Raw genomic sequence first — 11,747 nt, forward strand, 5'->3', positions numbered from 1 at the left:
ATGGGAAATCTTCAAGCGATGTTTTGGCGGCAAGTTCGATACATATTGTATTTGCTCGCCATCTATACGCTCGGCTTTGGATTTACGCCGTATAAAACCGTTTTTCTCAGCTTGATTCTCGGCACATCGATCAGCCTCCTCATGGTTTGGAACTTAACCTGGAAAATCGAAAAATTCGGACAAGCGGTGGCGGCGCGCAAAAAAGTGCGCACATTAGGCACCTTATCGCGTTTGGCGCTTGCCGCATTGGCTGCTGTCATTGTTCTGACGTATCCGCAATATTTTCATATCGTGCCAACCGTTTTGGGATTAATGACATCCTACATTGTCATTATAATAGATTTCTTCTTTCACAAATGGAAAAACGACAAGCTGCAGGCATGAAAGCGAGGTGAGAGAGGATGGAGCATAAAGCGCCGCTTGTCGAATTTTTAGGCCTTACGTTTAATTTATCTGATATGTTGATGATTACGATCACCTGTTTGATCGTTTTCATCATTGCTGTTGCGGCTACTCGCTCGCTTCAGCTGCGCCCGACGGGGATGCAAAACTTTATGGAGTGGGTCTTTGACTTTGTTAGAGGCATCATTAACAGCACGATGGATTGGCAAACGGGCGGCCGCTTTTTGACGCTGGGGGTCACGCTCATCATGTATGTGTTTGTGGCCAATATGCTTGGACTGCCGTTTTCCGTCCATGTCAACGGCGAACTTTGGTGGAAATCGCCGACCGCGGATGCGACCGTTACGTTGACGCTGGCGGTGATGGTCGTCGCCCTCACCCACTACTATGGGGTGAAAATGAAAGGGGCATCCGACTATTTGCGCGATTACACCCGTCCAGTCGCCTGGTTGTTCCCGCTTAAAATCATCGAAGAGTTTGCCAACACGCTGACGCTCGGTTTGCGTCTTTTCGGGAACATTTACGCCGGGGAAATTTTGCTTGGCTTGCTCGCCAGCCTTGGCACGCATTACGGTGTGCTTGGCGCTGTTGGCGCAGCCATTCCGATGATGGTGTGGCAAGCGTTCAGTATTTTTGTCGGAACGATTCAGGCGTTCATTTTTACGATGTTAACCATGGTTTATATGGCTCATAAGGTCAGTCATGACCATTGAGCATTCCTTATCATTTCATTAAGGACTTGAAACATTACTTTAACATGGTGAAGGAGGATCTATCAACATGAGTTTGGGTGTACTTGCAGCTGCGATTGCGGTAGGTTTGGGGGCGTTAGGCGCCGGCATCGGCAACGGGTTGATCGTCAGCCGTACCATTGAAGGGATTGCTCGTCAACCAGAATTGCGTCCGGTTTTGCAAACGACGATGTTCATCGGGGTTGCGTTGGTTGAGGCGCTTCCGATCATCGGTGTCGTCTTCTCGTTCATTTACTTAGGTCGATAAGAAATCGATATGGAAAGTGATGGCGAAGTTCGTGTCAACGACCACCTTCGCCATTCCTTTATGTGCGGTTTTGCGAGACCGCATCGGTGCGATAGCTGTCGAAAGGAGTGAAACGCGGTGTTGTGGAAGGCAAACGTATTGGTGCTCGGCGAAGCGGCGCATGGCATCAGCGGCGGCACGATTATTTACCAATTGCTGATGTTCATTATTTTGCTGGCCTTGCTGCGCAAATTCGCTTGGCAGCCGTTAATGAATATCATGAAACAACGTGAAGAACATATCGCGAACGAAATCGACCAGGCGGAAAAACGCCGTCAAGAAGCAGAAAAACTTCTTGAAGAACAGCGCGAACTGATGAAGCAGTCGCGCCAAGAAGCGCAAGCGCTCATTGAAAACGCGCGCAAGCTGGCTGAAGAGCAGAAAGAACAAATTGTCGCCTCGGCCCGTGCGGAAGCGGAACGGGTGAAAGAAGCGGCGAAAAAAGAAATCGAGCGTGAAAAAGAACAGGCGATGGCCGCGCTCCGCGAACAAGTGGCCTCGTTGTCTGTCTTGATCGCCTCAAAAGTGATTGAAAAAGAGCTGACCGAGCAAGATCAACGCAAGCTGATCGAAGCGTACATCAAAGACGTTCAAGAGGCAGGAGGAGCGCGATGAACCAAGAAGTGATCGCCAAACGGTACGCGTCCGCTTTGTTCCAAATCGCGCTCGAACAAGGACAGCTTGATCGAATCGAAGAAGATGTTCGCGCCGTGCGCCAGGCGTTGGCGGAAAACGGCGAGTTTTTATCGCTTCTTTCGTATCCGAAACTTTCCTTGGATCAGAAAAAAGCGCTCATCCGCGAAGCGTTCGCCGGTGTGTCCACCCCGGTGCAAAACACGCTTCTCCTTCTTCTGGAGCGCCATCGCTTCGGCCTTGTGCCCGAGCTGGCGGAACAGTTTCTCGCCCTAGTCGACGATGCGCGTGGCATCGCCAAGGCGGTCGCCTATTCGGCGCGGCCGTTGACGGACGAAGAACTGCGGGCGCTTTCCGACGTCTTTGCCCAAAAAGTCGGCAAACAGACGCTTGAGATTGAAAATATCATTGATCCGGAACTCATCGGCGGCGTGAAGCTGCGCATCGGCAACCGCATTTACGACGGCAGCGTCAGCGGGCAGCTTGAACGGATTCGGCGGCAGCTGATCGGCTAACATTTGAAGACAGGGGTGAAAGGCATGAGCATTCGAGCGGAAGAAATCAGCGCGCTCATTAAGCAGCAGATTGAAAACTATGAATCGCAAATCCAAGTGAGCGACGTCGGCACCGTCATCCAAGTCGGCGACGGGATCGCGCGCGCTCATGGGCTCGATAACGTCATGTCCGGCGAGCTCGTCGAGTTTGCCAACGGCGTGATGGGCATGGCGTTGAACTTGGAAGAAAACAACGTCGGTATCGTTATTTTAGGACCGTACACCGGCATTAAAGAAGGGGACGAAGTGCGCCGTACGGGCCGGATCATGGAAGTGCCCGTTGGGGAAGCGCTCATCGGCCGCGTCGTCAACCCACTCGGTCAGCCTGTTGACGGATTAGGGCCGGTGGAAACGACGGAAACGCGCCCGATCGAGAGCCCGGCGCCGGGCGTTATGGACCGGAGATCGGTGCATGAGCCGCTGCAAACCGGGATTAAAGCGATCGACGCGCTCGTGCCGATCGGCCGCGGCCAGCGCGAACTCATCATCGGCGACCGGCAAACGGGGAAAACGTCCGTCGCCATTGACACGATCATCAACCAAAAAGACCAAAACATGATTTGTATTTATGTCGCCATCGGGCAAAAAGAATCGACGGTCCGTACCGTTGTCGAAACGCTCCGCAAACACGGCGCGCTCGACTATACGATCGTCGTCACCGCTTCGGCGTCGCAGCCGGCTCCGCTTTTGTTCTTGGCGCCGTATGCCGGTGTGGCGATGGGCGAGTATTTCATGTATAAAGGCCAACACGTGTTAGTGGTCTATGACGATTTATCGAAACAAGCCGCGGCATACCGTGAATTGTCGCTCTTGCTTCGCCGTCCGCCGGGCCGTGAAGCGTATCCGGGGGATATTTTCTACTTGCACTCCCGCCTGCTTGAGCGCGCAGCGAAATTGAGCGATGCCAAAGGCGGCGGTTCCTTGACCGCGCTTCCGTTCGTCGAAACGCAAGCGGGCGATATTTCCGCGTACATTCCGACGAACGTCATCTCGATTACGGACGGGCAAATTTTCTTGCAATCGGACTTGTTCTTCTCCGGCGTCCGCCCAGCGATCAACGCAGGGTTGTCCGTTTCGCGCGTCGGTGGGGCAGCGCAAATCAAAGCGATGAAAAAAGTAGCCGGGACGCTCCGTTTGGACTTGGCCGCTTACCGTGAGCTGGAGGCGTTCGCCCAATTCGGCTCCGACCTCGACAAGGCGACGCAAGCGAAGCTCGCCCGCGGGGCGCGCACGGTCGAAGTGCTGAAGCAAGATTTGCATCAGCCGATTCCGGTCGAAAAACAAGTGTTGATCATCTATGCATTGACGCGCGGCTTTTTGGACGACATTCCGGTTGAAGATGTGCGCCGTTTCGAGAAAGAGTTTTACTTGTGGCTCGACCAAAACGGCCAACACTTGCTTGAGCACATCCGCACGACGAAAGATCTTCCGAACGAAGACGATCTCAATAAAGCGATCGAAGCGTTCAAGAAAACGTTTGTCGTTTCACAATAAGGCCGGCGGGGGCATATCGCCCCCTCACGCCTGTTAGAACCCGTGCAGCAAAAAGGTGGTGAAACCTTTGGCATCGTTACGCGATATTAAAACGCGCATCAATGCGACGAAGAAGACAAGCCAAATTACAAAAGCGATGGAAATGGTCTCGACGTCGAAGCTGAACCGAGCGGAGCAAAACGCGAAATCGTTCGTTCCATATATGGAGAAAATTCAAGAAGTCGTGGCCAATGTGGCGCTTGGCGCCGGGGGGGCTTCGCATCCGATGCTCGTTTCGCGCCCGGTGAAAAAAACCGGGTATCTCGTGATCACGTCGGATCGCGGTCTGGCTGGCGCGTACAACAGCAACGTGCTGCGCCTCGTGTACCAAACGATCCAAAAACGCCATGCTTCTCCGGACGAATATGCGATCATCGTCATCGGCCGCGTCGGGTTGAGCTTTTTCCGCAAGCGGAACATGCCGGTCATTCTCGACATCACCCGCTTGCCGGACCAGCCGTCGTTTGCCGATATTAAAGAAATCGCCCGCAAAACGGTTGGGTTATTCGCCGACGGTACGTTTGACGAGCTGTATATGTATTACAACCATTACGTGAGCGCGATCCAGCAAGAGGTGACGGAACGGAAGCTTCTGCCGCTCACTGACTTGGCGGAGAATAAGCAGCGCACGGTGTACGAATTTGAACCGTCGCAAGAAGAAATTTTGGACGTCTTATTGCCGCAGTATGCGGAAAGCCTCATTTACGGCGCATTGCTCGATGCAAAAGCAAGCGAACACGCCGCCCGCATGACGGCGATGAAGAACGCAACGGACAATGCGAACGAGCTCATTCGCACATTGACGCTTTCCTACAACCGCGCTCGGCAAGCGGCGATTACGCAAGAAATTACGGAAATTGTCGCCGGAGCAAACGCCTTGCAATAGGGGACTAGCAAGTTAGGAGGGAAAACGATGACAAGAGGACGCGTTATCCAAGTCATGGGTCCGGTTGTAGACGTCAAGTTTGAGAACGGCCACTTGCCGGCGATCTACAACGCCCTGAAAATTCAACATAAAGCGCGCAACGAAAACGAAGTCGACATCGACTTGACATTGGAAGTCGCCTTGCACCTTGGCGATGATACAGTACGGACGATCGCGATGGCGTCCACAGACGGCCTCATCCGCGGCATGGAAGTCATCGATACCGGTGCACCGATTTCGGTGCCGGTCGGCGAAGTCACGCTTGGCCGCGTGTTCAACGTCTTGGGCGAGCCGATCGACTTGGAAGGCGACATTCCGGCTGACGCCCGCCGCGACCCGATTCACCGTCCGGCGCCAAAATTCGAGGAATTGGCGACGGAAGTCGAAATTTTGGAAACGGGGATTAAAGTCGTTGACTTGCTTGCCCCGTATATTAAAGGCGGAAAAATCGGTTTGTTCGGCGGCGCTGGCGTAGGAAAAACGGTCTTGATTCAAGAGCTGATCCACAACATCGCCCAAGAGCACGGCGGGATTTCCGTCTTTGCTGGCGTCGGCGAACGGACACGCGAAGGAAACGACTTGTACCATGAGATGAAAGATTCCGGCGTCATCAGCAAAACGGCCATGGTGTTCGGACAAATGAATGAGCCGCCGGGGGCGCGGATGCGCGTCGCCTTGACCGGCTTGACGATGGCCGAATACTTCCGTGATGAACAAGGCCAAGACGTGTTGCTCTTTATCGATAACATCTTCCGTTTCACGCAGGCCGGTTCGGAAGTGTCGGCGCTGTTAGGCCGCATGCCGTCGGCCGTTGGTTACCAACCGACATTGGCGACGGAGATGGGTCAATTGCAAGAGCGGATCACGTCGACGGCGAAAGGATCGATCACCTCGATTCAAGCGATTTACGTCCCGGCCGACGACTATACGGACCCGGCTCCGGCCACGACGTTCTCGCACTTGGATGCGACGACGAACCTGGAGCGGAAGCTCGCGGAAATGGGGATTTATCCGGCCGTTGACCCGCTCGCTTCGACATCGCGTGCGTTGGCGCCGGAAATCGTCGGCGAGGAGCACTACCAAGTCGCCCGCAAAGTGCAGCAAACGCTGCAACGTTATAAAGAATTGCAAGACATCATCGCCATCTTGGGGATGGATGAACTGTCGGATGAAGACAAACTCGTCGTTCATCGCGCCCGCCGCATCCAGTTCTTCTTGTCGCAAAACTTCCACGTGGCGGAGCAGTTCACGGGCCAACCGGGCTCCTACGTGCCGGTGAAAGAAACAGTGCGCGGCTTTAAAGAAATTTTGGAAGGCAAATACGACCATCTTCCGGAAGATGCGTTCCGCTTAGTCGGCCGCATTGAAGAAGTCGTTGAAAAAGCGAAAGCGATGGGTGTCGAAGTGTGACCCGGGATAGGGGGATTGGACAATGAAAACGATCCACGTGAGCGTCGTTACTCCTGATGGCCCGGTGTACGAAGACGATGTTGAGATGGTAAGCGTCAAAGCGAAAAGCGGCGAGCTCGGCATTTTGCCGGGGCACATTCCGCTTGTCGCCCCGCTCGAGATCAGCGCGGCCCGGCTGAAAAAAGGCGGCAAAACGCAATACATTGCCGTCAGCGGCGGCTTTTTGGAAGTCCGCCCGGACAAAGTGACGATTTTGGCTCAAGCTGCTGAACGGGCGGAGGACATTGACGTCCTCCGCGCCAAAGCGGCGAAAGAGCGGGCGGAGCGCCGCCTGCAAAGCCAGCAGGATGACATCGACTTCAAGCGGGCTGAACTGGCGTTAAAACGCGCCATGAACCGTTTGAGTGTTGCGGAAATGAAGTAAAAAGCAGGGGAAAACTCCCCTGCTTTTTTTGATGAAAACGGAAGAATCGTCCGTCAAGGAGAGAGGCAAACGCTCTCTCTTTTTTCGTTCCTCGCATTCCGTCGCTTCAACAAAGATGAAGCGCTTACATGAATGGATACAGTGTTGACAGTGTTAACTTGAAGTTTTGCTGACACGGCTGGATATAAATGTTATAATGAAATCGAAGGAATTATTGAAAAATTTCATCATTAACACCATACGTATGTAGTAAACCGGAAGGGGGCGAGCTGGTTGAGCAACATCTATGCAAACAGTTATTTGATCATCTTCGTCTTCCTTTGCCTCGGTGTGTTGCTGCCGATCGGGGCGCTCACGGCCGGGCGGTGGCTGCGGCCGCACGTGCCGAGTGATGCAAAGGCGACAACGTATGAAAGCGGTAACAATCCCTTTCACGACTCGCGCGTTCAGTTCCAAGTTCGGTACTACCTATTTGCCTTGCTGTTTGTCATTTTCGATATCGAGACGGTGTTTTTGTACCCGTGGGCTGTTGTCTATGACCAACTCGGTTTGTTCGCGTTGGTGGAAATGATCATGTTCATCGTTTTGCTTGCCATTGGCCTTATCTATGCTTGGAAAAAGAAGGTGTTACGATGGATGTGAAATGGGAGGGTTTTTCTGGCGTCGAAATGGAAGAAGTGAAGCGAAACGTCTTTTTGACGACGTTGGAACAGTTGAAAGGATGGGCCCGAAGCAGTTCGCTTTGGCCGTTGACGTTCGGCCTTGCCTGTTGCGCTATCGAGATGATGGCGGTCGGCGGCGCCCATTACGACCTCGACCGGTTCGGTTCGTTTTTCCGCGCCTCGCCGCGGCAGGCGGACGTCATGATTGTCTCGGGCACGGTGACGAAAAAAATGGCGCCGCTCTTGCGCCGGTTGTATGACCAAATGCCCGAACCGAAATGGGTCATCGCCATGGGTTCGTGTGCGACAGCCGGCGGCCCGTACGTCAAATCGTACAGCGTCGTCAAAGGCGTCGACCAAATTGTCCCGGTGGACGTGTACATACCAGGCTGTCCGCCGAACCCGGCAGCGCTCATCTACGGTATTCATAAATTAAAAGAAAAAATCCGACTGGAAGCCAAAACGGGGAAGAAGGTGCTGTAACCGATGGATGAAGAAAAAGATTTGGCCCAGCGAAAAAAAGAAGCCGCTGAGCGGGCAAAACAGCTGGCGCGCGAACGGCTTGCGGCCAAGCAAGCAGCAGAACAGGCGAAGCAAGCCGCTGAAACCGGTGACGCCCGAAGCGATGATTTGAATCCTTCTTCGGATGTATCCGACGGCCCGGCAAATGAAGCGCCGGGCGGCGCGGCGCAGCCGCCATCGGCTGAAGACATCGCGTCAGCGAAAAAACGAGTTGCCGAAGAGGTGCGAGCCAAGGCCGCCGAGTTGCGGCGACAGCGCGAGGCGGCGGCGTCCGGGGACGACCTCGAGGCGGCGAAGCGGAAGGCGGCGGAGGAAGCGCGGGCGAAGGCGGCGGAATTGCGAAGACAGCGGGAGGCCGCTGCGTCTGGTGCGGCGACAGGGGACGACCTCGAGGCGGCGAAGCGGAAGGCGGCGGAGGAAGCGCGGGCGAAAGCGGCCGAACTGCGGCGACAACGCGAGGCGGCGGCGTCGGGAGCGGGGTCCGGGGACGACCTTGAGGCGGCGAAGAAGAAAGCGGCGGAAGAAGCGCGGGCGAGGGCGGCGGAACTGCGGAGACAGCGCGAGGCCGCTGCGTCTGGTGCGGCGACCGAAGGCGACCTCGAGGCGGCGAAGAAGAAAGCGGCGGAAGAAGCGCGGGCGAGGGCGGCGGAACTGCGGAGACAGCGCGAGGCGGCCGCGTCCGCAGGTGCGTCGGAAGAGGACCTCGAGTTAGCGAAGAAAAAGGCTGCCGCGGCGGCTAAGGCGAAGGCGGCGGCGCTGGCCAAACAGAAGGCCGCTGAAGCGGCGGGAAGCGATGACGAGCTGGCGAAGCAAAAAGCGAAAGCCGCCGCTGCAGCGAAAGCGCGGGCTGCTGCTATGGCGAAGCAGCAAGGCGATGCTGCCGACGATGAGGCGAAACAAAAGGCGATCGCGGCGGCGAAAGCGAAAGCGGCCGCGGCTGCCCGGGCGAAGGCCGCAGCCGCTGGGGAGGATGGCGGGGCGGCGAAGCCATCTGCTTCATCGCCGAACGATCCGCTGCTTGAGAAATATGTCCGCATCATTCATGAGCATCTCGGTTCGGACGTGCTCGAGGATGCATACATCAATCGGCTGGCGAAAGATGTGCCGACGCTTGTCGTGAAAAAAGAGGCGTACTACAAAGTCGCTGAGTTGTTAAAGGGCCATGAACAGCTGCAGTTTGATTATTTATCCGAGCTGCACGGCACCGATTTTCAAACGCATATGGAAGTGTACGTCCATTTGTATTCCTATCCAAACCGGCAGCCGGTGGCGCTGAAAGTCAAAATCGAGCGCGACAACCCGGAAGTCGATTCGCTCGTTCCGCTTTGGCCGGGGGCGAACTGGCCGGAGTGCGAAGCGTACGATTTGCTTGGCATCCGTTTCCGCGGCCACCCGAACTTAATCCGCATCTTCCTCGGCGAACAATGGGTCGGGCATCCGTTGCGCAAAGATTACGAGCCGTATGATGCGGAGGTGTAGATGATGCTGCGCACAGAAGAAATGATTTTAAACGTCGGCCCTCAACACCCGAGCACGCACGGGGTGTTCCGCCTCATTTTAAAAATTGACGGCGAGATCATTCAAGAAGCGACACCGGTCATCGGCTATTTGCATCGCGGAACGGAGAAAATTGCCGAAGGGCTGCAATATACGCAAATCATCCCGTACACCGACCGGATGGACTATTTATCAGCGATGACGAACAACTATGTGCTTTGCCATGCGGTCGAAACGATGATGGGCATTGAAGTGCCGGAGCGGGCCGAATATTTGCGCGTTCTCGCCATGGAGCTTGGGCGGATCGCCAGCCACCTTGTCTGGTGGGGGACGTACTTGCTTGACCTTGGCGCGACGAGCCCGTTTTTGTACGCGTTCCGCGAACGCGAAATGATTATTAATCTATTAAATGAGCTGTCTGGAGCGCGGTTGACGTTCAACTATATGCGCATCGGCGGGGTCAAATGGGATGCGCCGGACGGTTGGATTGACAAAGTGAAGCAGTTCGTTCCGTACATGCGGGAGAAACTTCACGGCTATCATGAGCTTGTCACCGGCAATGAAATTTTCCGCCAGCGCGTCACCGGCGTCGGGCGGTATACGAAAGAAGAGGCGATCAGCTATTCGCTGAGCGGCGTCAACTTGCGGTCGACCGGCGTCAAATGGGATTTGCGCAAAGATGAACCGTATTCGATCTATGACCACTTTGATTTTGACGTGCCGGTGCGCGAGGGCGGCGATTGCCTCGCCCGCTATGAATGCCGGATGGCGGAAATCGAACAGTCGCTCCGCATCATCGAGCAGGCGTGCGAGCAATTTCCGCCTGAGGGGCCGATCATGGGAAAAGTGCCCCGCATCATTAAAGCGCCGCCCGGCGAGACATTTGTCCGCATCGAAGCGCCGCGCGGCGAGATCGGCTGCTATATTGCGAGCGACGGCAAAAAAGAGCCGTACCGCCTCAAATTCCGGCGCCCATCGTTTTACAACTTGCAAATACTCCCGAAGCTGCTCAAAGGGGAAAACTTGGCCAATGTCATCGCCATTCTTGGGTCGATTGACATTGTGCTTGGGGAGGTCGACGGATGATGGAACAATGGCTTGAATCCACGCCTGGCTGGTCGAACATCGCCCTGTTTTTCGGGCTTGGGGCGCTGCTTTTGGCGGTTGTGCTCGCCTTTGTCACATACGGCATTTTGGCTGAACGGAAAGTGATGGGGTTTATGCAAGGGCGCATCGGCCCGAACCAAGTCGGCGGCCGCTTCGGACTGCTGCAAACCGTTGCCGATGTGTTGAAGCTGCTTTTGAAAGAGGATACGATCCCGAAAGCGGCCGACCGTCCGCTCTACGTGCTGGCGCCGATCATCGCCTTTGTGCCGTCGTTTATGGTGTTGGCGGTATTGCCGTTTACCGATGCGTTCCGGTTCGCCGATATTGGCGTCGGCCTTCTGTATTATATCGCTGTCTCCGGCTTGACGACCGTCGGCGTTGTCGCCGGCGGCTGGGCGTCAAACAACAAATACGCTCTGCTTGGCGGCATGCGGGCAGCCGCGCAAATGATTTCCTATGAGATTCCGCTCGTCATGTCAGCGCTTGGCGTCGTGCTTTTGGCTGGAAGCATGAATTTAGTCGACATCGTTGCGGCGCAAAAAGACGTCTGGTTCATTTTCGCCCAGCCGTTGGCGTTTTTGATTTTCCTCATTGCCGCGGTGGCCGAGTTGAACCGGACGCCGTTTGACTTGCCGGAGGCGGAGTCCGAGTTGGTCGCCGGCTTTCATGTCGAATATTCCGGATTCCGTTGGGCGTTCTTTATGCTCGCCGAGTATGTGTATTTGTTCGCCATGGCGGCGCTTGTGACGATTTTGTTTCTCGGCGGCTGGCATCCGGTCGCCTTTCTCGGCTGGATTCCTGGCGCGGTCTGGTTTGCGCTGAAGTTTTGTGCGGTTGTTTTCGTCCTCATTTGGTTTCGCGCCACATTTCCGCGCGTGCGCGCCGACCAGCTGATGGAGTTCGCCTGGAAAGTGCTGCTTCCGCTTTCGCTCGTCAACATTGTGCTGACGGCGGTCGTTAAAGCGTGGTTTTTCTAAAAAAGCCGGTGATTTAGTGAAAAGTCGCGAAAAACGGACTTTTCTCAAATTGGGAATTCCTGT

14 protein-coding genes are annotated in these 11,747 nt (G+C 55.2%); all 14 read left to right on the top strand.

The window, feature by feature from the left end; translation table 11 throughout:
• Entirely contained in the window at window positions 1–384 is a 384-nt protein-coding gene (locus CWI35_RS11240) for an ATP synthase subunit I (RefSeq protein WP_015376064.1), read from the top strand.
• A 17-nt stretch (window positions 385–401) separates the two neighbouring features.
• Window positions 402–1,115 (top strand): F0F1 ATP synthase subunit A, encoded by a 714-nt coding sequence (gene atpB, locus CWI35_RS11245; protein WP_015376063.1) that lies wholly within the window; start codon window positions 402–404, stop codon window positions 1,113–1,115.
• 67 nt (window positions 1,116–1,182) lie between these two features.
• Window positions 1,183–1,401 (top strand): F0F1 ATP synthase subunit C, encoded by a 219-nt coding sequence (gene atpE, locus CWI35_RS11250; RefSeq protein WP_011232830.1) that lies wholly within the window; start codon window positions 1,183–1,185, stop codon window positions 1,399–1,401.
• A gap of 120 nt (window positions 1,402–1,521) precedes the next feature.
• Window positions 1,522–2,055, top strand: coding sequence for a F0F1 ATP synthase subunit B (locus tag CWI35_RS11255; protein ID WP_198527184.1), 534 nt, complete (start codon window positions 1,522–1,524; stop codon window positions 2,053–2,055).
• Window positions 2,052–2,588 (top strand): F0F1 ATP synthase subunit delta, encoded by a 537-nt coding sequence (locus CWI35_RS11260; protein WP_011232828.1) that lies wholly within the window; start codon window positions 2,052–2,054, stop codon window positions 2,586–2,588. The genes CWI35_RS11255 and CWI35_RS11260 overlap by 4 nt, the downstream gene beginning before the upstream one ends.
• 24 nt (window positions 2,589–2,612) lie before the next feature.
• Window positions 2,613–4,121: a F0F1 ATP synthase subunit alpha gene (gene atpA, locus CWI35_RS11265; protein ID WP_011232827.1), complete on the top strand. Its 1,509-nt coding sequence runs from the start codon at window positions 2,613–2,615 to the stop codon at window positions 4,119–4,121.
• A 67-nt stretch (window positions 4,122–4,188) separates the two neighbouring features.
• Window positions 4,189–5,046: an ATP synthase F1 subunit gamma gene (atpG, locus tag CWI35_RS11270; RefSeq protein WP_011232826.1), complete on the top strand. Its 858-nt coding sequence runs from the start codon at window positions 4,189–4,191 to the stop codon at window positions 5,044–5,046.
• A gap of 27 nt (window positions 5,047–5,073) precedes the next feature.
• Window positions 5,074–6,495 carry a F0F1 ATP synthase subunit beta gene (gene atpD / locus CWI35_RS11275; RefSeq protein WP_011232825.1) on the top strand — a complete coding sequence of 474 codons (1,422 nt, stop codon included), beginning with the start codon at window positions 5,074–5,076 and terminating at the stop codon, window positions 6,493–6,495.
• Window positions 6,496–6,517: 22 nt separating this feature from the next.
• Window positions 6,518–6,919: a F0F1 ATP synthase subunit epsilon gene (locus CWI35_RS11280; RefSeq protein WP_011232824.1), complete on the top strand. Its 402-nt coding sequence runs from the start codon at window positions 6,518–6,520 to the stop codon at window positions 6,917–6,919.
• A 273-nt stretch (window positions 6,920–7,192) separates the two neighbouring features.
• A complete protein-coding gene (locus tag CWI35_RS11285; protein ID WP_013146604.1) occupies window positions 7,193–7,561 on the top strand; it encodes an NADH-quinone oxidoreductase subunit A in 369 nt (122 codons plus the stop codon).
• Window positions 7,552–8,064 carry a NuoB/complex I 20 kDa subunit family protein gene (locus CWI35_RS11290; protein ID WP_011232822.1) on the top strand — a complete coding sequence of 171 codons (513 nt, stop codon included), beginning with the start codon at window positions 7,552–7,554 and terminating at the stop codon, window positions 8,062–8,064. Before CWI35_RS11285 ends, CWI35_RS11290 begins: the two co-directional genes overlap by 10 nt.
• Window positions 8,065–8,067: 3 nt before the next feature.
• On the top strand, window positions 8,068–9,582 hold the full coding sequence (locus CWI35_RS11295; protein ID WP_119877737.1) for an NADH-quinone oxidoreductase subunit C: 1,515 nt from the start codon (window positions 8,068–8,070) through the stop codon (window positions 9,580–9,582).
• 3 nt (window positions 9,583–9,585) lie between these two features.
• Entirely contained in the window at window positions 9,586–10,686 is a 1,101-nt protein-coding gene (locus CWI35_RS11300; RefSeq protein WP_042381368.1) for an NADH-quinone oxidoreductase subunit D, read from the top strand.
• On the top strand, window positions 10,683–11,684 hold the full coding sequence (gene nuoH / locus CWI35_RS11305; protein WP_011232819.1) for an NADH-quinone oxidoreductase subunit NuoH: 1,002 nt from the start codon (window positions 10,683–10,685) through the stop codon (window positions 11,682–11,684). The genes CWI35_RS11300 and nuoH overlap by 4 nt, the downstream gene beginning before the upstream one ends.
• The last annotated feature ends 63 nt before the right edge of the window (window positions 11,685–11,747 follow it).

This window comes from [Bacillus] caldolyticus (assembly GCF_003595605.1).
GTDB lineage: Bacteria > Bacillota > Bacilli > Bacillales > Anoxybacillaceae > Geobacillus > Geobacillus thermoleovorans.